Here is a 22,083-nt window from a genome sequence, read left to right on the forward strand (position 1 = left end):
TCGGTCGGCCCCAGGGCGGAGCGACGCCCCGTCCTTTCGGCCGATGCGCGACACGGCGCAGTCCCTAGGCTGAGAACCGTGCTGCGAGACGACCTGCGAACCCTGTGGAACGAACCCCGACCGCCCGACGCGCCCGCCCGGGTGTGGCGGGACTGGGCGCTGCTCGCCGCGGGCCTGGGCGGTGTGATGCTGGAGGCCACCCTGCGCGAGAACGTCGTGTGGCGGCCGGTGGCGGTGGTGTTCGCCCTGTGGCTGTGCCTGCTGCCCCTGTGGCGCCGGCCCCGCCCACTGGCGATGGTCACGCTGGCGTTCGGCTCGGTGATCCTGCTCCAGCTGGCCTCACTGCTCGCCGCACCGCGCGAGCCCGTCGGCCTGGACACCGGCGCGGTCGTGCTCGTGCTGGTGTATGCGCTGCCCCGGTGGGGATCGGGACGGGAGATCGTGCTGGGCAGCGCGGTGATCCTCACGGCCTTCGCGCTGTGTACCGTCACGTACGAAACCCCGGCCGCCGAACAGGTCGGGGGCTTTGTCTTCCTGTTGCTGCCCGGCTTGATCGGGGCTGCCGTGCGGTTCCGGGTGACCGCTCGCGAGCGGCAGTTGGAGCAGGTACGTTCCCGCGAGCGTGAACAGCTCGCCCGGGAACTGCACGACACGGTGGCCCACCACGTTTCGGCCATGGTGATCAGCGCCCAGGCGGGCCGGGTGCTCGCGGGCACCGACCCGTCCGCCGCCGTCGAGGCGCTGGAGGGGGTCGAGGAGGAAGGGGCGCGCACGCTGGAGGAAATGCGAGCCATGGTCACCGCGCTGCGCAACCGCGGGGCCGGCGCCGAGCTGGCGCCGCCTGCCGGTGTCGCGGATCTGGAGCGCCTGGCGCGCACCCCGGGTGGTCGCCTCAGGGTCGACCTGGGGCTCGACGGCGAACTGGACACGTTGCCCCCGGCCGTGGACGCGGCCGTCTACCGCATTGTGCAGGAGTCGGTGACCAACGCCATGCGCCATGCGGTCAACGCGACCGAGGTCGTCGTCCGGGTCACCGCGGAACGGCACACGGTACGGGTGAGCGTGCGCGACAACGGCCACCGCACCGGCCGAGGCCGTGCCGGATACGGACTTGCCGGCCTGCGCGAGCGCGCTGCCCTGCTCGGCGGCAAACTACAAGCCGGCCCCGGCCCCGACCAGGGCTGGCATGTCGAGGCCGAGCTGCCGAGAGGGAGGACCGAGAGCGGTGCCCATCCGCGTCCTCGTCGCTGACGACCAGACCATCATCCGCACCGGGCTGCGGATCATGCTGAACGCCCAGCCCGACATCGAGGTGGTCGGCGAGGCCGCCGACGGACGGGAAGCGGTACGTCTGGCCCGCGAACTGCGCCCCGACGTCTGCCTGTTCGACATCCGCATGCCCGTGATCGACGGGCTTGAGGCCACCCGGTTGGTCGCCGGCCCGGGCGTCGCCGACCCGCTGGCCGTGGTCGTCATCACCACTTTCGACCTCGACGAGTACGTCTACGGCGCGCTGCGTGCCGGCGCCCGCGGATTCCTCCTCAAGGACACGGGACCAGACCTTCTGGCCCAGGCCGTACGGTCGTCGTCCGGCGGTGAGGCGCTCATTGCGCCCAGCGTCACCGTCCGTCTGCTCCAGGCATTCGCGGACCTGCCCGCCGGCCGGCCCGCGGCCCAGCCGGTTTCCCCCGTCACCGCCCGCGAGGAGCAGGTGCTCCTCGCCGTCGCTCGCGGGCTGACCAACACCGAGATCGCCGATGCACTGCACATCAGCCTCAGCACGGTGAAGACACATCTGGCCAGCCTGATGGCCAAACTCGGCGCCCGCAACCGGGTCGAGATCGCGATGTGGGCCTACGAAACGCGCCGTATCCTCCCCGGAACCTGAGCCGGATGCCGGGCCATGTCCCATGAGTCCCCGCCCGGACATCAGTGCACCCGTCGGCTCACGTCGACTCCACGTGCCTCACCGCCCCAGAGCGTGACGTACCAGGAGGCCGGAACCGAAACGGTGAGACACCCGATACGACAAAACTCCCGACAGCCACCTCGCCGGCCGCCACCTGCACGCCCGGAATCAACGTCTCGATGCTCGGCATCCGTGGATGGTACTTCCCGGGCAGGCCCGATCCCGCCGCGGTCCGGTGCCTCGGCCGGTCAGGCCGCCCGGTTCGGGCTGCCGGCGGGGAACATGTCACCGAAGCGGTGGGCGAGGGCGTCGGCCAGACGGGTCCTGGCCTCGGTCAGGCGGGCGATGCGGGCGTCCAGCTCCGCCAGGCGGCGCACGGCGACCTCGGCGACGGGGCAGTCGCCCGCACGGACCCGGGGACCCGGGCCCGGGGGCTCGCCGTGGAGCGGGAAGACCATGTCGAGGACGTCGATGAAGTCCTTCAGGTCGCCGATGGTCAGACCGGCTTCGAGAAGTCGGCGTACGGCCGACAACCGGTGCACGTCCTCCGCTTCGTACTCGCGGTGGCCGGACGCCGAACGCCCGGCCCTGAGCAGGCCCTCCTGCTCGTAGTAGCGCAGGGCCCGAGGGGTCAGGCCGGCGGCTGCCGCCGCATCACCGATACGCACGCGTGATCCTTTCGGGGCGGGTGCCCGGGCACGGTCACGCATCACAATTCCACGAGCACCGCACCGATGTGTCGTCCCTCCAGCAGTTCGCACAACGCCCGGGGCGCCTGATCGATGCCGGAGAGCCGGACGTGCGGGAAGGCGAGGGTGCCCGCGCGCAGACCGCGCCCGAACGCGCGCATGCCCTCGGGGATCGCGTCCAGGTGATCGATGCCCGCCATGCCGCGCAGGGTGATCCCGCGCAGGATGAGCGCGCCGGTGTCCACTTCGACGGGAGCGGAGAACCCGCCGCCGAGTTGACCGGAGAGCGCACCGACCAGGCCGACGCGGGCACCGCGATTGGCCACCGCCAGGGCCGCCGTCAGTTGCTCGCCGCCCACGTTGTCGAAGACCGCGTCCAACCCCTCGGGAGCCGCCTCGCGCAACTGCTCCTCGATCGGGGCGCCGCCCCGGAGCACCACGGCGTCGTATCCCAACTCCTTGATCAGGTAGTCCGCCTTGCTCCGCGAGCCGGTACTGCCGATCACCCGTCGCGCGCCGCGCAGCCGCGCGAACTGCCCGGCCATCGTCCCGACCCCACCCGCCGCGCCGGTCACGAACACCGTGTCCCCGTGCCGCACTTCGGCACCGCGGACGACGCCGAGCCAGCCGGTCATCGCCTGCGACAGATGCGCGGCCGCGTCGGGCAGCACCGCGGTGTCGACGGGCCGGGCCTCGCCGACGTCGACGGCCGCGTACTCGCGCCAGCCCCGCATGTGCGTCACGAGATCTCCGGGCACCAACTCGCCGCCGGGTGCCGCGACCACCTCCCCGAGCGCGGGCCCCCACATCGGCTCGCCCAACTCGGCCGACGGGACGGGCAGATCGTCGCCACCCTCCACCAACGTCCGCATCACCGCGACCACGCTCATCAGCCGATTGCGCACGAGCACCTGCCCGGCCCTCACCTCGGGGACCGGAACCCGGACCAGCTCGAAGTCGTCGACCTTGAGCGCCCCGTCCGGCCTGGCTCGCAACCACACCTCGCGCTGCTCGGCGGGGACGGCAGGGACGGCGGGCACAGCGGAAACGTCGCCAGTCATCACAACTCCTGGGATCCGAGGATTGGGTCGCAACGACGGTAGAACTTGACGCTTACGTCAAGTTCAAGCCCTGCGTGGGAATTCGTCTCCGGTGCCGTCCACTTCGGCCTCCCGGCCGCGACCCGCCTCGTGGTGCCGGCCCGGCGCCCTTCGATCGGCCGGTCCGCGCACAGCGTCCGGCCGCCGACAGCGCTTCGACGGCGATCGCCGGGTCGACGAAACCCAGTCGGTTCCCGGCCGGTCGTCGGCGCAGCGACGGTACAGGACGTCCACCACTGGACAACCCCGAGGACGAGGACTCCCTGACGGATGTCGCAGGCCGTCAGCGTCGGCAGGCCGCGACCTCGCGCAGGATTGCGTCCGATTCCACCAGCCGGGTACCCGGGTCGAAGGGCATCGTCGCGTGCGCACGGCGGCGCACTCGAACTTCCTCTGCGGTGGCTCCGGTTCTCGGTCGTCGAACGTCGGTCGTGCGGGGTGTTCCGGTTGATCGGGTTCGGGTCCGGCCCCTGGTCAGGTGTGTCGGCCGGTGTGCTTGTGCGTTACGAAGGTGTCGGTCACGTACGGGATGTCCATCGGGTCGGGGCGTGTGGCCAAGTGTTCGTGCAGTCGCGCGAAGAATGCCTCGTGCTCGGCCTCGGGCATCGCGTTGACGTAGCTGAGTGTCGCGATGCGGTCGGCGAGTTGCGCGTGGGTGAGCGTCTCGGTCCAGTGGAAGCTGCGGCGCACCGCCGGTACGTAGTGGCCCGAGGCGTCGAGGTCGGTGCGGAAGTCGCGGCCCACCTCGTACGGCTGGAACTCCTTCCACTCGGTGACCTCGCTCAGCGCGAGCGCCTCCGCGTCCGACTCGTCGCGCTCGTTCCACACCAAAGCAAGGCCGCCGCCCGGGCGCAGTACGCGGGCGATCTCGCGCAACGCGGCGGGGCCGTCGAACCAGTGGAACGCCTGCGCGACCACAACCGCGTCGAACGAGGCGTCGGGGAAGGGAATTTCCTCGGCGGTGCCGCTGTGCAGCGAAACCCCGGGCAGTGCCGCGGCGAAGGCGGCCCGCATCGCCTCGGACGGTTCGACCGCGGTGACTCCGACGCCCAGCGCGGCCAGTTCGGCGGTCATCCGGCCGGTCCCGGCCGCGAGATCGAGCACGTCGCGACCGGGATCGAGGCCGACCGCGTCGCGGAGATAGGGGATCACCTCGGGACGGTACGCGGGCCGCGCCCGGTGGTAGCGATCGGCGCCGGACCCGAATCCCCGGCGAGCAAGCTCACGCATGTCCATGGCACCGCATGGTCCCCGCAACGGCGGCCGTTTACCAGGCAAATCCACCCCGCCCGCGTGCGAACGCCACCGGGTACGGGCGTCGGACCTGCCCTTTGGCCACGAGGCCGCCCGGGGCCCGGCACGGCGGCGCAGCGCGGTACGGCACGGCGGCGCGGCGCGGTACGGCACGGCACGAGCGGGGAGCGGCGCGGCGCCGCCCGCCGTGCCAGGGTCCGGGAGACACGACCCCTCGCCTGGTCGAGTCCTCACCACGAGCGGGCGCAGGACGGCGCGGCGAGAACGCGACGACACCACCCAAGGCCCTGGGCCGCGGAGCGAACCGACTTGGAGACACCGGAATCGGCGTGTTCCGGCATGGCCCGCTCGGCCGGCAGTCCGCTCGCGCCGGTCCAGGGGGGAACGACGACGCTCCGGACGACGGTTCGAGTCCCGCCGGCCGGCGGGGAGTCAAGGGCGCGTGTCGGGGCGGGACTTGCCGGCGGGGAGGGGGTTCGAGGGATCGTCCAGCCACGGGGTCTGGCCGTTGGAGGTGGCGGTGAGACCGAAGCGGGTGCGTTCGGGGCGTCCGTGGTCGATCCACCAGGTGAGCGCGGCCTCGACCTCGGCGAGGATCGGGCGGGGGCCGTGTGCCGCCGTCACGGACACGTCCGTGCCCGGGGTGTGGTCGACGCAGGCCCAGGAGCGGGTGTCCGCGTCGACCAGCCACAGGGTGAACTCGTCGTCGCCCGGCGCCGCGCCCGGGGGGCGGCCGACCGAGCGGCGCACTCCGGGGACGAACACGCCGACGCAGAAGGCGGCGTCGCGGTCGTCGATCACAAGCCGGGGGTCGAGGGTGGTGCTACCGGGTACGCCGGGGTCCTGTTCGCCGACGGTGTCCATGACGGCGCCGCGCACGCCCTGGCCGCGTTCCCACATGAACGCAGCGTCGCCCACCACCCGTCCCGACGCACGCGGCCCGGAGTCGGCGTCCGCGTCGACGTCCAGGACGAGCAGCACGCCGTTGTACAGGGCGCTCCCCCACGGGGTGACGATCCGACCCCCGGGGCGTGTCTGGGTGATCCACGCGTGCGGGATCGTGTGAACGGAGAAGGTCGACAACAGCCGATCGTACGGGGCGCATTCGGCGCTGCCGTGGGTACCGTCGCCGACGGTCAGGTGGGGGTGGTGTCCCGCGCGGTGCAGTGCGGCGCGGGCGTCGGCGGCGACGACGGGGTCGAGTTCGATCGACGCGACCGCGTCGTCCCCGAGTCGGGTGGCGAGCAGCGCGGCGCCGATGCCGACGCCGGTACCGATCTCCAGGACGCGGTGTCCCTCGTGCGCGTCGAGGAGGGCGAGCATGGAGGCGACCATGCGCGGCATGCTCGCGCTGCTGGTCGGGCGTAGCGAGAACTCCGGTGCGCGGATGCCGTCCTCGACCTGGGTGATCAACGCGGTGTCGGTGTGGACGAGGGTGCGCCAGCGTGCGGGGTCGGTGGTGCGATCCAGGCGGTGGTACCCGTCGTGTGCCGGAACCCACACCCGCTCGGGCAGGAACGCCTCGCGGTCGACCCGGTCCCACGCATCGGCCCAGTCCGGCGTGAGCCAACCACCCGCGGCCAACTCGGCCGCCAGGGCGGCGGCGCCGCGCACGATCGCGGCGCCGGTCGAGGAGGTGGTGCCGGGGGCGTCGACCCCGGGGGCGGTGCTCACTTCTCCGGCGGGGCGGGCGGGTTCGGCTCCGGCGGCGGGATCGGCCGCCCGGGTTGCTGACCGTCGCCCTCGATCGGATCGTCCCCGCCACGATGACGTCCGGGCATCGTCGCCTCCTCGGCTTTGGATCAAAAGCATCACCCAGCGTAGCCGAACGCACACCGTAACGAAACGGATTCGGTGAACTCCTCCCACACGGAAGGCCGCGCTCGGCCTCCCCGACACGGTCGCGGTCAAGGTCGACTCCCCGCCGGCGCATGATGGCCATTTCGCGCGGACGGTATGACGATCACGGCAGATGACCATGAAACCTCAACGGGAAGCGGATCCCCCGGTGTTGGATTCGGGCAACAGTGCTCGAGACGAGGGGTGGCGCACATGGTGAAGAAGACGCTGGTGGGTGCGGGTCTGCTCGCCCTGATGGCCTTCGGTCTCGCGGCGCCCGCGCAGGCGGCGGGTACGTCCACCGCGGCCGCGTCCTGTTCGAGCGGCATGTACGTCAAGGCCAAGACGAACCTCAAGATTCGCGCCACCCCGACGACCAAGAGCACTGCGCTCGGCGTCTTCCCCGGGGGGAGCAGGGCCTGCAACGTCGCCCAGGGGTGGGGGCAGAATCTGGACGTCTGCGGCGAGAAGAGCAACGTGTGGCAGAAGATCCGCTACGGGAGCACCACCGGCTGGATCCCTCGCGCCTGCGCGATCTACCCCTGACCGAGCCAGGGCCGCCCGCCCGTTGATGGTGCGCGCCGACCACGACGCGCCGCCGGGAGCCGCTCGCTCGCACACGATCCGTTCCCGAAGCACCCCGATGCCTCCGGTGACCCTTCGCCGGAGGCATCACGGCGTGGCGAGCACCGTTCCGCCCGGAGGTCACCTCACCCGGCACCACACCACCCGCGTACCGGATCCCGGCATCCTTCCAGGTAAGCCGGCAGGTCAGGCCCGAACCGGAGGGCATCGTCAACGGTGACGCCGCACGTGCGGCCGGCTCCCGTAGGGGTCGGACGGTCGCGATGTGGACCCGCGTCCCATCAAGGGATGCCGCCCGCCGTTCCGCCGCCCCACCCGTTCGCGCCGAAACCGTGCACTCGCGCGTCGATGGACGATGTCCCCTGCCGACGCGCCCACTTGGTCATGAAGATTGGCTGTTTGCCCTCTATTCACAAGTGGACGAGCGCCCATAGGCTGAGCGACCTTCGCGTTCTCGGGAGGTGTCGTGAACGGTCTCCGTGCGCTCCTCGTCTGCCTTGTGATCGCGTGTGCCGCGGTGGTGTCGCCGGTTGCGGCGGTGTCCCCGGCCGCGGCCGTGACGCCGGGTTGGTCGGCCCTGCCGGTGCCGGCGGCCGCCCCGCAGGTGATCGTGTCCGATCTCGCCGCGCGCGGACCGGGCGAGGCGTGGGCAACCGGGTACGAGCAGGCCGCCGATGGACCGCGGCCGATGTTGTACCGGTGGGACGGCACGGCGTGGAGCCGGGACACAACCTTCCCCGGCGCCGGCGAACCGGGTTGGCTCGGCAAGGTGCAGTTCGTCGGCGACGAGGTGTGGATCCTGCGCAACCGCGCGGGAGCGGTCGAGATCCTGCGCCGAGCGACGGGCGGGTCGGGAGGATGGAGTGCCGTCCCGCTGCCGCAAACCCTGTGGACCTACCAGGACTTCACCGCGGTGCCGGGTGCCGCGTGGGTGGTCGGTGAAGACGAAACCGGGCTGAAGGTGTTGTACTACGACGGTTCCGGCTGGGCCACGCAAACCACTCCGGACGGTGTGTTGTTCCTGATGGGGATCACCGCGCGTACCGCCACCGACGTCTGGGCCTGGGCGGACACCGACACCGGGACCACCATCCTGCGCTGGAACGGCAGGGTGTGGCGGGACGCGAAGGTGTCGCTGCCGCCGAACAGCAACGTACACACGATCCTGCTCGAACCGTCCGGCCGGATCACGATCGGCGGCAGCCGGTACACCGACGGCGTGGCCCGCACCTACCTGATGACCGGGAACGGGCGCGCCTGGCACACCACTTACCCGCCGTTGGGCGATACCTACACCGAGGCCATGGTGCGCGGCCCCGACGGTGCGCTGTGGCTGCCGGTGCGCAGCGACCGCGCGTTCCAGTCGAAGTACGCGCGGGTGGGCGGCTCCCGCACCACCTTCTCCTACGGCCCGGTGCGCGCCAACGCGATCGACGTCAAACCGCGTGCGCTGGCGACCGCCGGGTTCTCGCTGCTGTCCTTCGGGACCGTCGAGATCTACGGCTCGAAACCGAACCTGATGAGTGAGCGGCTGGGAGGCTGACCATGGCACGCCGACTGCTCGTCGCGGCCCTCGCCGTCGCCATGACCATGACCATGACGGCCTCGGTCGCGGCGGAAAACCTGTCCTGGCAACACGTTCCGGTCCCGGCGCAGGTACGCCCGCAGGCCGGGCTGAACGAGGCCGTGGCGTTCGGGCCGGACCGCGCGTGGGCGGTGGGTACCGACGCCGTCGGTCGCCAGGCGCCGGGCTTCCCGCTGGTGCTGCGCTGGGACGGAACCGCGTGGCAGCGCCAGAGTCTGCCCGGGATCGGCTGGCAGGGGGAACTGCTGTCCATCGCCGCGACCTCACCGACCGCGATCTGGGCGGTCGGCCGCGACTCGGCGGGCGGCGCCCGCCTGCTCCGCTCCGATGGCATCGCCTGGTACGAGAGCCGACCGCCGCGCGGTGTCGTGCTCACCGAAGTCGTCGCCGGCGGCGGTGAGACCTGGCTGATCGGTTCGCGGCACGGCGCGCAGGCCCTACTGCGCTGGGACGGCCGCGGCTGGCGGGACGTGCCGGTGCCGCCGGGTTTCGTGTACGGCCTGCACATCCTGGCGGCCGACGACGTCTGGGCCGCGGGCGCCGGCAACTCGGGTGCGGCCGTGTCGCATTGGAACGGGCAGGCGTGGCAGCAGACGAGCGTGGACGGGTTCCCGCGGTCGGCCGTCGGCAGCGTGCTGGCGGTCTCACCGACGGAGGTGTGGGCGGGTGGCACGGCCGGGTTCGTCGGCGGCCCACCGGGCAAGCCGATTCCGCCACTGCTGGTGCGCTGGGACGGGCAGGCGTGGAGCCGGGTGGCCGTGCCCACCGACTTCGGCTCGATCGACTCACTGGCGCCCGGCACATCCGGCGGACTTGCCTGGGTCTCGGTGGCCCGCTCGCAGAAGTGGGGCCCGCCGGGCAGTTATCCGCCGTTGGTCCCCGGGCCGGATCTGCTTGCCTGGAACGGACAGTCGTTCACCGAGTACAGCGAACCGGCGGTGGCCGGGGAAGGTGACTCGTGGGTGCTGCGACTGGCGCCGGTGCCGGGCGCGGCGACGGTGTGGTCGGTCGGCCGTGCCGCCGGTCCCGAAGGCACCTTCGCCCCACGCATCCTGCGGTTCGGCTGACCTGGGGACCAGGGGTCCGTCCGAGGCGGACGACAATCGCCTCGGCCCGTGGCACCTCAACCACGCGCGGCACGCACTCCGTGGCACCTCAACCACGCGCGGCACCCAATCCGTGGTGCCGCCGTGTGACGCGGGACGTACGAACGCCGCGTGCTCGCGGGCGGCCGGCGGATCGGGCCGACGCGTCGGGTGGAGCCGAGTCGGGGCGGCCTCGATCACGGTCAACGCAGGTTGCCTTCGGTCCCGTGTCGCACCACGGGCACGCCGCGCAGCCACAAACCCAGGCCGCGCCGGCGGATCCGGGCCGCACCGAGAAGCGGTGCCACCGGGTGCCGCAGGGTCAGACCGAGCAGGGATCGCACCGTGTACGGGCGTCGCTCCCCTCGCACCCGAGCCACAAACGGCCGCCGCGCACCCGGATGGTGCAACGTGACCGTCAGCGCCAGATCACCGTCCGGCGCGGGCAGGCTCAGCCGATAGCTGCCCGAGACGGGGAGGAACGGCGAAACGTAGAACTCCTTTTCGGCCGCCGCTCTTCCCCGGCCGTCGGTGCGAAGTACGTACGCGTGCCTGCCGCCGTAGGTGTTGTGCACCTCGGCCACCACGCACGCAGGCGTGCCGTCGCGGTGGTGGCACCAGTAGACCGAGAGCGGGTTGAACACATGGCCGAGCACCCGCGCCTGAGTGAGCATCAGCACCCGCCCACCCCGGATGTCGATGCCGTGCGCCGCCGTTGCCCGCTCCAGGGCGGGGCGGACCGGCCCGGTGCCGGCGAAGTGGTCGCGTGCGTCGAATCGGGCCAACGGGCGGAGCGGCCACGGCAGACGCGGCGGCGCGTCGAGATCGATCAGCCACATGAAGGATGGGTACGTGAACACCGAACGCACCGGCTCGGCGCGCACGTGCGTAATGGCGCACTCGAACAACGCCGGTGCGAACGAAGCGGCGGCGGACACCGCCCCGCTCGCGGGGGAGCCGGATCGGGACCCGCGCCCGGGCCCACGCGCGGTCGGGTGCACGGTCACCACCGCCCGCCCAACGACTGTGCCGCCGCCAGGCCCGCGCGGCAGCCGTCCTCGTGGAAGCCCCACCCGTGGTACGCGCCGGCGAACGCGATCCGGTCCCGGTTCAGTTCGGGCAATCGACGCTGCGCGGCGACCGCTTCCGGGGTGAACACGGGGTGTTCGTAGGCCATCCTCGCGAGCACCCGTTCCGGCGCGATCGCCCGGTCGTCGTTGAGCGTGACCACGTACCTCTCGCCGGTCGGCAGCCCTTGCAGCCGGTTCATGTCGTAGCTGACCCGCACGCCCGCCGTGCCGGCCCCGCAGGCCGGGAGGCGGCAGTTCCAGGACGCGTGCGCGCGGCGCGGCAGAAGCGTGGTATCGGTGTGCAACACGGCGCTGCTGCGCTCGTAGGCGAACGCACCGAGCACGTCGCGCTCGTGTCGGGTCGGCCGGTCGAGCAGCGCGAGTGCCTGGGCGGGATGGGTGGCCACGACCGCGCCGGTGTAAGTGCGTACGCCGCCCGCCCGATCGTGCACGGCGACTCCGTCCGGGTGCCGGACCACCGCGTGTACCTCGGTGCACCGGCGGATCCGGGTGATCTGCTTGCCGATCCGCTCCACGTATTCACGCGATCCACCCAGCACGGTGCGCCACCTCGGCGAGCCGGAAACGGCGAGCATGCCGTGGTTGGCGAGGAAGCGGAACAGGTGCCGCGCGGGGTAGTGGGTGGCCAGTACGCCCGGGCAGGACCAGACCGTGGACACCAGCGGCAGCACGAAGTGTTGCGCGAAGTAGGGCGAGAATTCGCGTTCTCGGAGAAACCGGCCGAGGGTGATGTCCGAGTCGCCCGCGAGCAGTTCGTGCGCGGCGCGATGAAACCGGGGCACCGCGCCGAGCATCCGCAGGTACGCCGGTCGGGCCGCGGTCCCCGGGGCGGCGAACAGCCCGCCCGGGCCGCGCCCGCCCGCGTACTCCAGTGTGCAGCCGTCGCAGCGCACGGACATGCTCATCTCGGTTTCGCGGGTGCTCACCCCCAGTTCTCCGAACAGGCGGGTGAGCAGCGGATAGGTGCGTTCGTTGTAGACGATGAAGCCCGAGTCCACCGCGAGCGGCCGGCCGCCCGAGCCGGTCACCTCGTGGGTGTGCGCGTGCCCACCGAGCCGGTGGTCGGCCTCGTACAGGGTCACCTCGCCGGCGGCGCGCAGCACGTATGCGGCGGTCAGACCTGCGATGCCCGACCCGATCACCGCAAAGCGCCGTGGCGGCTCCGGCCCGGAGCCCGAGAGCGCTCCGGACGCATCGGCCCCGCCGTAGGGCCCGCCGCGCTCGTGGGCGTGGCCGTCGCCGCCGAGCCGATCGCCGTCGCCGTAGTGGTTCGCCATCCTCATATCAAGAATTCGTCGCGGCGCCACCGGCGGATGGGTGCGAATCCGAACGGTGTGCGACCACCCGGCACAACGCTGACAGGCCGCAGAAGCCCGAACCGTCCGAACGCGATCCGCACCCCACTCCGCGACTCGACCCCTCGACCTCTCGGCCTCTCGGCCCGCTCAGGGCAGGGCATCACCCTCCCCCGCCGCACACCGCCCGCGTCCGCTTCCGTGGCCGGGGCCTCGAAGCAGGCGGGAGTCTGCGTGTGGAGGTCAGCCCGTGGCGCCGAGGGCCTGGTCGAAGTCGGCCCACACGTCCTCGGGGTCCTCGATGCCCACCGAGACCCGGATGGTGCCCTCGCCGATGCCGACCGCGCGCAACTGTCCGGCGTCGAGTTGACGGTGTGAGGTGCCGGCGGGGTGGACGACCAGCGTCTCCAGCCCGCCGAGCGAGGCCGCGAGCCGGGCCAGGCGTACGCGGTGGACGAAGTCGTGTGCCGCGTCGCGCCCTCCGATCATGTCGAAGGCGAGCATCCCGCCGGGGCCGTCGAGGACCCGGCCGGCGATCTCGTGCCCGGGGTGGCCGGCCAGGCCGGGCCAGTGCACGGCGGCGACGGCCGGATGTCCGACGAGACGCCCGGCCAGGACCTCGGCGACCTCACAGTGCCGCCGCATCCGCAACGGCAGCGTGCGCAGGCCGCGCAGGGTGAGCCAGGCCGCGAACGGGTCGGGATTGACGCCGGTTTCGACGGCGCGTTCCCAGACCCGGTGGTGTGCGCCGGTGTCCGCGAAGACGGCGATGCCGCCGACGACGTCGGAGTGGCCGCCGACGTACTTGGTGGTGGAGTGCACGACGATGTCCGCGCCGTGTTCCAGGGGGCGACACAGCACGGGGGTGGCGAAGGTGTTGTCGACGACGGTGGGCACGTCGTGGGCGCGGGCGACGGCGGCCATCACGGGGATGTCGCACACCTGCGTCATCGGATTGGCGATCGTCTCCAGGTACAGCAGGCGCGTGTTCGGGCGCACGGCGGCCGCCACCTCGGCCGGGTCCTCGCCCGAGACGTAGGTGACCTGCACACCGTAGCGCCGTTCCAGGTCACACAGCGTCGCGAACGTCCCCCCGTACAGGCGGCGTTGTGCGATCACGTGGTCCCCGGACGCGAGGTGGGCACCGAGAACGGCGTTGATCGCACCCATGCCGGAGCCGGTGGCCAGCGCGGCGACCCCGCCCTCCAGGGCGGTCATCGCGGTTTCCAGGGCGTGTGTCGTCGGGTTCCCGTAGCGGCTGTACACACAGGGACCGTCCGACCGGGACATCGCGTCGGCCAACGCGTCGGCGTCGTCGAACGCGAACGTCGACGCCTGGTGGAGCGGAACCGCGATCGGTCGGGAGGGGGGCGCAGCAGGCGTTGGCCCTGCTCGTCCGGCACTGGGTCTCCCCCGGGGACGCGGTCCTGGTGGAGGGGCCGACGTATCCGGGCATGCTCGAGCCATTGCGCGAGGCCGCGGCGGATCCGCTCTGGGCAGAGCGAGACTGGGACGGGCTGGATGTCGAGGCGTGGTGTCGGACGCTGGTCGATCGCCGGCCCGCGTTCGCCTACCTGGTGCCGACCTTCCACAACCCGACCGGGACGGTGATCCCGTCGCTGGTGCGCCGGCGCCTGGTGGAGACGGCGGTCGCGCACGATGTACCGATCGTCGACGACGAGGTGCTCTCGGGCCTGTCCTTCGTCGGCGACCCGCCACCGGGACTCGCGGCGTTCGCCTCCGCCGGACGGATCGTCAGCGTCGGGTCGCTGAGCAAGATCGTGTGGGGCGGCCTGCGAATCGGTTGGATCCGCGCCGACCGCGACCTGATCGCCCGCCTGGCCAGACTCAAGGCCACCCAGGACCTCGGCGGCGACGTACCGGCACAACTGGCCGCCGCCGAACTCGTCCCGAACATCCCCGCCCTCTCCCGCCACCGCGCGCGGTTGCTGCGCGCGCGACACGACCACCTGTGCGCACGACTGACCACGGACCTGCCCGACTGGCATTTTCGCCCGGTGGAGGGCGGCCAGACGTTGTGGATCCGACTGCCGCACGGCGACGGAGGATCCTTCGCACAGACGGCCATGCGGCACGGAGTGGCGGTGCTGCCGGGTTCGTCGCTGCATCCGGCGGGCGGAAACGCCGATTGTGTACGGATCTCCTTCCTCGCCGACGTAGGGGTCCTCGACGAGGCCGTGGACCGCCTGGTCCGCGCATGGAACGCCTATCCGGGAGAGCCGAGGCCGAACACCGTGCCCTCCGGCGTCGCGGTATAGACCACGGGACATCCACGACCCCACCGGATCGCGGTCACAGTCGCAGAAGCCGGGGGCGCAGTCCGACACCGGCAGCGCCTCGTCGCCGCGCTGCGCACCGACATCCCGCCCGGCGTGATCCGGACCAAGCCCGGCCGGACGCCCCGGCCGACTGGTTCCCGGAGGACATGAGCCTCCACGTCGACGACGGGGCCTGTGTGGCTCGGCGAACCGACGTTGCGCTGCCCGCACTCCGGTCGCCACCACGACCGAGCCGGCCGGACGCCTTCCCGGCAACCCTCGACAACGACATCACCCACGATGTTGCCCCGCTGACCGGCGCGGCTTCGGTGCGGCCCGGTGCGGCCCGGTGCGAGATTGACCCATGAAATGACGTTTTGAATGAACCATTCCATGGGTCTTTCGCAGACATAGATTTGCTCATGTCAGCAACGAAAGCCCCGGCCCCAGGCCGGGAGAACGCCCCGGTGTCCTCACGAAAGCAGGCTGCGCCATGCCCTCGACCACGTCCCCGACCGTGTCCGCGGCCCCGCCGCGCCGCCGCCTCGGGCCGACCCTGGCACTGCTGGCATTCGCCCAGCTCATCATCTCCGTCGACTACAACATCGTGTACGTCGCGCTGCCCGAGATCGGCGCCGGCCTCGGGTTCTCGGCGCAGAGCCTGCAATGGGTGATCAGCGCGTACGCCGTCGCGTTCGGCGGGTTCCTGCTGCTCGGGGGTCGGGCGAGCGACCTGTTCGGGCCGCGCCGGATGTTCGCCCTGGGCCTGAGCCTGTACGCCGTCTCATCGCTGCTCGGCGGCCTCGCCGGCGGCCCGGGCCTGCTCATCGCCGCCCGGGCGATCCAGGGGGTGGGCGGTGCGTTCCTGTTCCCCGCGACGCTGACGTTGGTATCCACGAGCTTTGCCGAAGGACGGGAGCGGAACCGGGCGTTCGCGGTGTGGGGCACGGCCGGCGGCAGCGGCATGATCCTGGGTTCGCTCCTCGGCGGGGTCCTCACGGACGCCTTCGGCTGGGCGTCGGTCTTCTTCGTCAACGTGCCGCCGGCCGGCGCCGCCGCGCTGCTCGCGTTCGTGCTGATCGCCCCGGACTCGCCGCGCGCCAAGGGGCGTTCGTTCGACCTGGCCGGTGCGCTCACCTCCACCATCGGAGTCACCGCTGTCGTCTTCGCGCTCGTGCAGGGTCCGGAATCGGGCTGGACGTCCCCGGCCGTCCTGACCGCGTGCATCGCGGGCGCCCTGCTGCTCGCCGCCTTCGTCGTCGTGGAGCGCCGCAGCGCCGATCCGCTGCTGCCGCTTCGGCTGTTCGCGAACCGCAACCTGAGTGTGGGCACCGTCGTCACGTTCCTCTACATGGGTACCTTCGGCACGCTGCTGTACTTCCTCACTGTCTACTTCCAGGGCGTGCACGGCTACGACGCGTTGACCACCGGGCTGGCCTTCCTGGTCCCGATGGTGGCGATCGCGGTCGGCTCGCAGACCGCCGGGCGCCTGGCCACCCGGTACGGCATCCGCCCGACCATGATCGCGGCGCTGCTGGTCGGCGCGGGCGGCGCGGTGATCGTCGGCTCCACCATGGCCGTCGGGGCGTCGTACGCCGCGCTCGTCCCCGGGCTCGTCGTGCTCGGCATCGGGCAGGGTGCCGGCTACACCCTGATGTTCGGCGCCGCCGCGCTCGGCGTGCCCGCCGAGGAGCAGGGCATCGCGTCCGGCGTCGCGTCTACCAGCCAGCAGACCGGCGGCGCGGTCGGCCTCGCGCTGCTGGTCGCGGTCGCCAACTCCGGCCTGGACGGCCTCACCGGCGAAGCCCTCCGCGGCGCGACCACCGACGGACTGCGCACCGCGGTGTTCATCGCGGCGGCCGGGATCGCGGTGACCGCCCTGGTGGCCCTGGGCCTGCGCAAGCCGGAGACGAAGCGGATCGCCGAACACACGTCGGCAACCGAGGGACGACCCGTCGTCCACATCTGACGAGACGCCGATGCGCGAACACCGCCCTGCCGGGGCGGTGTTCGCGCATCGGCATGTCGTCGGCATCTCGTCGGCGCGTCATCGGCGTGCGGTCTGCCCAGAAGTCCGTCACGTCGGCGTCACTCCGCCCCCGGAGGCTGACGAAACGCCCGCTTTCCCAGACCCGTTCGGCGAAACGCAGACAGCCGTAGCTTGACCCGGCCGCTACGGAACGGGAGACCGCACCCGGTGAGGCGGATGCCTTTCCGCCGAGACGCGACAGACGTGCCGCCACCCGCATCCCGGCGCAGCGGAAGGGGCGTTGACGGCACCGCTGTTGCCGACGCCTTCCAGACCGCCGCCGTCGTCACCACGACCGCCGTACGGAAGACCGCAGGCGGAACACCCACAGGCGGCCTGCCGCTGGGCCTGCGTATCGCCGCGGCCCGTCTGCGCGAACGCCCGGGATGGGCGGTCGACGACCTGGTCGACCGGCCGGCCGACGAGCGGCACCGTCTGGCGGAGCCGGCGACGGGTGACCTCCCGGTGCGCGGCAGCCTGGAGATCGGCCGTGCCGCCCGGCGTGGCAGCGCCGACCCGGTCGCTCGGACGGCGGCCCGCGGGTGATGCCTGCTGGGGCTGATGCCGGCGGGCGATGTGGAGAAGCCGGCCTCGCCCACGCCCGCCGAACCACATACTCGGCGAGAACCCCGGCCAGCGCGCGTGGGACGGACCCTCCCCGGCACTCGGATCGGACGCACTGATCACACGGCTCCGGCCCGCCCCGACCAGGGGCGGCACGCGGCCGAGAGGGGAGCGCGGCGCGGAACGGCATCTGCCCGGGGGCCGCGTGTGCCCGGGGGCGGCTGTCCTCGACGCGCCTGTCGACGAGTGGCCGTGACCGTCGGGCTCACGCGCCCTGGGTTCACGGCGTGTGGCCCGGGGCGTACTGCTCGGCGTACTCCCCGGTGGCCGGGACAACGGTGATGACGTCGATCATGACGCCGTCCGGCGCCGCGACGATGAAGTGGCGCTGCCCGAACTCCTCCGTGCGCAGGGAGAGGAGTTCGGGCAGGCCGGCCAGTGTGACCAGCCTGTGGTGTTCGGCGTCGACGTCGTCGACCTCGAAGTTGAGCAGCAGGCCGCCCTGGAGAGGTGTGCGATACCCGTCGGGGATGGTCGGATGGGCGTGGTCGAGCAGGGCGAGTTCGTACTGCGGGGCGTCCGGGCGGTGGAGGCTCACGTACCAGTCGGCCTCGAAGGACACCTCGAACCCGAAGTGTCGGGCGTAGAAGTGGCGTGATGCGGCGACATCGCGGGTGGCGATCACCGGGTAGAAGCTGCCGAGCTTGACCTTCATGACACGTCTCCATCCGCCTGCGGGCCAACTTTCACATACCTTGAGTATGTGAAATGCACGGTAGCATACCCGGGGTATGCGAAAGGAAGGGTGAACCGAGGGATGGCTGTCACGAGAGCCGAGCAGCGGGCGGCGACACGGCGGGCACTGCTGGCCGAGGGGCGCCGGAGGTTCGCCGCCGACGGCTATCACGACGTGGTTCTCACCGATGTGGCGCAGGCGGTGGGGGTCACCAAGGGGGCCGCCTATCACCACTTCGACAGCAAGGCCGGACTCTTCCGGGCCGTGGTCGCCGAGGTGCAGCGCGAACTCGGTGACCGGGTCGCGCACGCCGCCGAACCGTACGACGACCCATGGGAGCAACTGCGGGCCGGCTGCCGGGCCTTCCTCGCCGCCGGACGCGATCCGACGGTGCGCCGAATCGTGCTGATCGACGCGCCGGCCGTACTCGGCTGGGACGAATGGCGGGCCATGGACGAAGACTCCTCCGCCCGGCATCTGACCGAGGCTCTCGATGCCCTGGTGGAGGCCGGAGCCATCGCCGACCAACCGGTGGAGCCGCTCGCGCGATTGTTGTCGGGGGCCATGAACGAGGCCGCGCTGTGGCTGGCCCGGTCGGCAAGCACGGAAGCACTGGCACAGACGGAGCAAGCGTTGGACCGACTGCTGAACGGGTTGCGATCCCGGAACAACGAGCAGCCGTGAAAGCGCTGCTCACCACCACTCGTCGAGCCCGAAATCAACAGCTTCGACCCCCGCGTCGTCGCCGCCACGGCTCACAACCACGTGCACACCGGCAACCTCCTCCATGCCGGGAAGACAATGCGCCGGCGACACACCAGTCCGGTGTCGGGGCCGAGGCCGGGGCCGACTGGTCGGCGCTACCCCGCCTGCTGCCCTACCGATGGGCCTGGTCCGCGCGGTCGGCTCGCTGGAGGGTACTGACCGTGATCCGCCCCCGCCAGCGGATCACCAACCGACGCACACGGCGCGGTTCGCCTGCCGAGAAACGGGTGGGACTCCTCGCCCAAACCCGGCACGAGGCACTGAGCTGGGCGGGGGGTGCGCAGATGTGGGATCCGGGGCGGGTTTGCCGGTGTCACGCGTCGAACCACACGACCAGGCGCACGCCGTCGTCTCCGCAGGATTTCGCGGCCCGTGCCATCTCCGCCCACACCCGCCCCCATCGCCCGTCGGGCGGCACCGCCTCTCGTCGCCGCATGCGTTCGACGCGGAACACGCGCTCGTCGACGGCCCATTCGGTACCCGGTGGGTAATCCGCTCCCCTGACAAGCCCGCCGATTCCGAGGACACGGGCCAGGCGGGGGCTCTGGGTGGACTTGCCGACATATTCGAGCCCGTCGCGGGTCCGGCGGTACTCATGGACCCGATCGTCCAGGCCCTCGGCGGGCTCGTCCCAGTCCACAGCCCTCAGTTGCGCCCAGTCGATCCACGTCGCCCGATCACCGTCGCATTCCGCGTGCCGCGCACGGGCGAGGGCGCAGGCATCGGACGGAAGCCCCCGATCGGCCGCCAGAGGACGGAAGTTCGCCAGATTGCGGACACCGAACAGGCAACCGAACGCGTCGTAGTTCCGATCAATGCCGAACTCCGCGAGATCGACCGCCACCCGCCACTGCCCCCGGCCCCTGCCCAACGCCCGCGTCTCGACGCACCCGTCGATGTCCGTACCCATGAGCCCATTCTCCCGGTGTCGCCGGCGGACCCCGGCAAGCGATCCGACCACACCTCCGCGCCGGGCCTCGGACCGCCTTGCCGCCGGGCAGGGTCAGTATCGGCACGCCGAGCATTGACGCCCATCCGCCGCGAAGCGTTCCATCACCGGCCGGAGACCATTGCCGAAGCTCGCCGGATCCGCGACGCGTCATCGCAACCATCGATCGCCCGGCCTCGGTTCACCCGCCCACGCGACACCGCCGGAGGAACATCCGACGGCGGAACCGGAGAAGCACCCGATACCGAGGACGACCGGCTTGCCCGGGAATCGGCCACGCCGCGCTCACCGTGCTCGGGATCAGACTTCGTTGCCGCGGACGTGACGCTTCGTCGGGGGTGGTTGGGCGGGGCCGGACGGTGTGGCGCCGGGGTTGCCTCGCGCCAGACCCTGGCCGGTGCCGCGCTCTTGGGGTTGCGGGTCGGAGGAGCCCGCCGTCGCCGCGTCGCCGCGTGCGGCGCCCAGGCCCAGGCGCGCTTTGTTCGCCGCCTCGATGCCCCCGGCGCCGGTTTCCGTGTCACGGGCCGGCTGCGATGCCGTACGGGACGGCGCAGGGGTGTCGTTCGGTGTGCGTGCGGCGGATGTCGTCTCGCGTTGGGTGCGGAATTCGCCCAGTTTCGCCGATGCCGCCGCGGAATAGTACGAGTTGTCGCTGTCGAGCAGGGTACGCAGCGGGGCCAGTCTCGCGTCCAGAAGCCGAAGGGTGGACTTGGCCTGTGGGCCGCTCGGCTGGGTTCGGGCATCCTGCCGGTCCGCCGCGGCATCGGCGTCGCGAAAGGTGTCGAGAATCAGCTTTCGCACCGCGGGGAAGCCCTGGGAGGGTCCGGTCGACCAGTTCTCGCCAACCTCGACCTGGGCGGCGGTCACTCCCGGGCGCGCCAAGGCCGCCCGAGTGCGATGTGGGAAGCGGCCGCGGGCGGCTGCCCAGGCGGTGACTTGTGCGAGCGTCTTGCTGTCACGCTCGAGGATCGCGGTGGTCCGCAACGTTTGCAGTTCGCGCAGCCCCTGGTCGAGAGACCGCCAGTAGTCCGGCTGTTCGAGGTCGTCCAGTTGTCGACGAAACAGCCGCTTATCCTTCAGAACGTTGTCCGAAGGAGCGGCCACGGGTTGGCCGACGATCTCCCGGGCACGCGAGGCCGCCTCCCTCAGTCGCTCCCAGCGGGTGTTCTCCTGGTTGACCACCGCGGGTCTCCTCCTCGGGACAGGTCAGGTCGTGGATGCGATCCGCGCCGACAGGATCAATCATCGCGCCCGGTCGTCGCAATTTCGGACTCGACCGCGATGGCCACGTGGGTCGTTCCCCGTACCCGTGTCGACGGCACGCTCACGGCAAGGACTTTCCAAGCCACCGGGCGTCTCGGGAAACGGTTCACCGACGTGCGGAACGGCTCGACCGCACCGCTCTCCGGTCGGCGGACTACCATGATCCACTGGAGAGAAGGTCGCGCCCGGCGCCCACGCTCCTGGCGGGCCGGGCGCCTACGCACGAAGGTCGGGGAACGGCATGGCTTGGTGGAACCCGGCGACATGGCGATCGCGCGGACGAGGCGCCGAGGTGCCGGCGGGCGGATCCGGAAGCGGTTCCGAACGCGGATCCGGATCCGAAGCAGCCGCCATCCAGCGGATCAGGCGCGAGTTGTCGACGCGTACCGGCGGCCCCGGCGCCCCTCAAGTGCGGCGCAGAGCGGTCTCACGCACGCGGATGACGGTCGGCGTCCCTTCCAGCCCCGTCGTCCGGCACTCCTCCGGCCGCGATTCGTCGCAGGATCGACCATCGCGAACTCGCCTGTACACACGGACGCGTTCGTATCGGCTGCGAACGGCGGTCGGCGATGGCGTGGGAACGAAGTCGCCGTCCCGACTGCGGCCCAGGACGCCGGGACAACCGGCCCGGGAACACCGCGTGCGCTCCGACGCGGTACAGGCGGCGAGCCGCCTGCGGGGCGCGAGCAGCTTGCGTCGTGCCGACAAGGGCATGGTCCGCCATCAACTCGCCTCCGCCAAGCGCACGTCGGGGCGCGTCCACGTGGCCACGAACCGGCGGGAAGGCGCGGCCACCCCCGGAATCGCCGCCTCCGGCTTCGGCGCCGCAGTACGGATAGCCCCCGCCCGGGACGAACTGAGAAGCGGTGCGTTCCGCAAGCCGAAAGCACAGGAACAGGGCCGTTCACAAGCGGACCAAGTGCGGCAATACCTGGACGCCTGGTGGCGCACCCGCTCCACGCGCGGCTCCGAACGCAGCGGGTGACAGCCGCCCGCGACTCACCGCCGCCACCCGTGGCCCCGATCACCCGGCCCCCGAACCCTCAGCGGCCCGCCCCCATCACCG

General features: G+C 71.7%; 20 protein-coding genes. 10 read left to right on the top strand and 10 right to left on the bottom strand.

All coding sequences use genetic code 11. The annotated features are described in order from the left end of the window. The first annotated feature begins 78 nt into the window (after nucleotides 1-78). A complete protein-coding gene (locus tag ACIBSV_RS41030) occupies nucleotides 79-1,251 on the top strand; it encodes a sensor histidine kinase (protein ID WP_395872454.1) in 1,173 nt (390 codons plus the stop codon). Continuing rightward, on the top strand, nucleotides 1,226-1,888 hold the full coding sequence (locus tag ACIBSV_RS41035) for a response regulator (RefSeq protein WP_395872456.1): 663 nt from the start codon (nucleotides 1,226-1,228) through the stop codon (nucleotides 1,886-1,888). Before ACIBSV_RS41030 ends, ACIBSV_RS41035 begins: the two co-directional genes overlap by 26 nt. Nucleotides 1,889-2,157: 269 nt before the next feature. Here ACIBSV_RS41035 and ACIBSV_RS41040 read toward each other — a convergent pair whose 3' ends face one another. From ACIBSV_RS41040 to ACIBSV_RS41055, 4 genes are all read right to left on the bottom strand, one after another. Beyond that, complete coding sequence (locus tag ACIBSV_RS41040; protein ID WP_395872458.1) at nucleotides 2,158-2,577, bottom strand: MerR family transcriptional regulator; 420 nt, start codon at nucleotides 2,575-2,577, stop codon at nucleotides 2,158-2,160. Nucleotides 2,578-2,618: 41 nt separating this feature from the next. After that, nucleotides 2,619-3,659: an MDR family NADP-dependent oxidoreductase gene (locus ACIBSV_RS41045; protein WP_395872460.1), complete on the bottom strand. Its 1,041-nt coding sequence runs from the start codon at nucleotides 3,657-3,659 to the stop codon at nucleotides 2,619-2,621. 513 nt (nucleotides 3,660-4,172) lie between these two features. Then, nucleotides 4,173-4,850, bottom strand: coding sequence for a class I SAM-dependent methyltransferase (locus ACIBSV_RS41050; RefSeq protein ID WP_395872461.1), 678 nt, complete (start codon nucleotides 4,848-4,850; stop codon nucleotides 4,173-4,175). 534 nt (nucleotides 4,851-5,384) lie between these two features. Beyond that, the gene (locus ACIBSV_RS41055; RefSeq protein WP_395872463.1) at nucleotides 5,385-6,626 is read right to left on the bottom strand and encodes a protein-L-isoaspartate(D-aspartate) O-methyltransferase; all 1,242 of its coding nucleotides are present in this window, start codon (nucleotides 6,624-6,626) and stop codon (nucleotides 5,385-5,387) included. 378 nt (nucleotides 6,627-7,004) lie between these two features. Here ACIBSV_RS41055 and ACIBSV_RS41060 point away from each other — a divergent pair, with 378 nt between their 5' ends. The 3 genes from ACIBSV_RS41060 (at nucleotide 7,005) to ACIBSV_RS41070 (ending at nucleotide 10,028) form a co-directional block, all read left to right on the top strand. After that, complete coding sequence (locus tag ACIBSV_RS41060; RefSeq protein WP_395872465.1) at nucleotides 7,005-7,337, top strand: SH3 domain-containing protein; 333 nt, start codon at nucleotides 7,005-7,007, stop codon at nucleotides 7,335-7,337. A gap of 505 nt (nucleotides 7,338-7,842) precedes the next feature. After that, nucleotides 7,843-8,919: a hypothetical protein gene (locus ACIBSV_RS41065; RefSeq protein ID WP_395872467.1), complete on the top strand. Its 1,077-nt coding sequence runs from the start codon at nucleotides 7,843-7,845 to the stop codon at nucleotides 8,917-8,919. Nucleotides 8,920-8,921: 2 nt separating this feature from the next. After that, nucleotides 8,922-10,028, top strand: coding sequence for a hypothetical protein (locus tag ACIBSV_RS41070; protein ID WP_395872469.1), 1,107 nt, complete (start codon nucleotides 8,922-8,924; stop codon nucleotides 10,026-10,028). Nucleotides 10,029-10,249: 221 nt separating this feature from the next. On the opposite strand, the gene ACIBSV_RS41075 is transcribed toward ACIBSV_RS41070, so the two are convergent. The 3 genes from ACIBSV_RS41075 to ACIBSV_RS41085 form a co-directional block, all read right to left on the bottom strand. Further along, entirely contained in the window at nucleotides 10,250-10,984 is a 735-nt protein-coding gene (locus ACIBSV_RS41075) for a DUF1365 domain-containing protein (RefSeq protein ID WP_395872471.1), read from the bottom strand. Between the two features lie 65 nt (nucleotides 10,985-11,049). Further along, nucleotides 11,050-12,414 (bottom strand): NAD(P)/FAD-dependent oxidoreductase, encoded by a 1,365-nt coding sequence (locus ACIBSV_RS41080; RefSeq protein WP_395872473.1) that lies wholly within the window; start codon nucleotides 12,412-12,414, stop codon nucleotides 11,050-11,052. A gap of 261 nt (nucleotides 12,415-12,675) precedes the next feature. After that, a complete protein-coding gene (locus tag ACIBSV_RS41085) occupies nucleotides 12,676-13,899 on the bottom strand; it encodes a trans-sulfuration enzyme family protein (RefSeq protein ID WP_395872475.1) in 1,224 nt (407 codons plus the stop codon). Here ACIBSV_RS41085 and ACIBSV_RS41090 point away from each other — a divergent pair. The 3 genes from ACIBSV_RS41090 (at nucleotide 13,815) to ACIBSV_RS41100 (ending at nucleotide 17,286) form a co-directional block, all read left to right on the top strand. Further along, complete coding sequence (locus tag ACIBSV_RS41090; RefSeq protein WP_395872477.1) at nucleotides 13,815-14,711, top strand: PLP-dependent aminotransferase family protein; 897 nt, start codon at nucleotides 13,815-13,817, stop codon at nucleotides 14,709-14,711. The genes ACIBSV_RS41085 and ACIBSV_RS41090 overlap by 85 nt on opposite strands. Before the next feature lie 493 nt (nucleotides 14,712-15,204). Then, nucleotides 15,205-16,680 (top strand): MFS transporter, encoded by a 1,476-nt coding sequence (locus tag ACIBSV_RS41095; protein ID WP_395872479.1) that lies wholly within the window; start codon nucleotides 15,205-15,207, stop codon nucleotides 16,678-16,680. A gap of 264 nt (nucleotides 16,681-16,944) precedes the next feature. Beyond that, nucleotides 16,945-17,286 (top strand): hypothetical protein, encoded by a 342-nt coding sequence (locus ACIBSV_RS41100; RefSeq protein WP_395872481.1) that lies wholly within the window; start codon nucleotides 16,945-16,947, stop codon nucleotides 17,284-17,286. A gap of 298 nt (nucleotides 17,287-17,584) precedes the next feature. Here the strand turns inward: ACIBSV_RS41100 and ACIBSV_RS41105 are convergent, their stop codons facing one another. Continuing rightward, nucleotides 17,585-18,019: a VOC family protein gene (locus ACIBSV_RS41105; protein ID WP_395872483.1), complete on the bottom strand. Its 435-nt coding sequence runs from the start codon at nucleotides 18,017-18,019 to the stop codon at nucleotides 17,585-17,587. A gap of 102 nt (nucleotides 18,020-18,121) precedes the next feature. Between ACIBSV_RS41105 and ACIBSV_RS41110 the strand changes: the two genes are divergently transcribed. Beyond that, complete coding sequence (locus tag ACIBSV_RS41110) at nucleotides 18,122-18,724, top strand: TetR/AcrR family transcriptional regulator (protein WP_395872485.1); 603 nt, start codon at nucleotides 18,122-18,124, stop codon at nucleotides 18,722-18,724. A gap of 394 nt (nucleotides 18,725-19,118) precedes the next feature. Here ACIBSV_RS41110 and ACIBSV_RS41115 read toward each other — a convergent pair whose 3' ends face one another. Beyond that, nucleotides 19,119-19,649 (bottom strand): hypothetical protein, encoded by a 531-nt coding sequence (locus ACIBSV_RS41115; protein WP_395872487.1) that lies wholly within the window; start codon nucleotides 19,647-19,649, stop codon nucleotides 19,119-19,121. 405 nt (nucleotides 19,650-20,054) lie between these two features. Then, the gene (locus tag ACIBSV_RS41120) at nucleotides 20,055-20,936 is read right to left on the bottom strand and encodes a hypothetical protein (protein WP_395872489.1); all 882 of its coding nucleotides are present in this window, start codon (nucleotides 20,934-20,936) and stop codon (nucleotides 20,055-20,057) included. A gap of 721 nt (nucleotides 20,937-21,657) precedes the next feature. On the opposite strand from ACIBSV_RS41120, the gene ACIBSV_RS41125 reads away from it, so the two are divergent. Beyond that, nucleotides 21,658-22,002, top strand: coding sequence for a hypothetical protein (locus tag ACIBSV_RS41125; protein WP_395872491.1), 345 nt, complete (start codon nucleotides 21,658-21,660; stop codon nucleotides 22,000-22,002). Nucleotides 22,003-22,083: the final 81 nt, after the last annotated feature.

It is taken from the genome of Embleya sp. NPDC050154 (assembly GCF_044460165.1).
Taxonomy (GTDB): Bacteria; Actinomycetota; Actinomycetes; order Streptomycetales; family Streptomycetaceae; genus Embleya.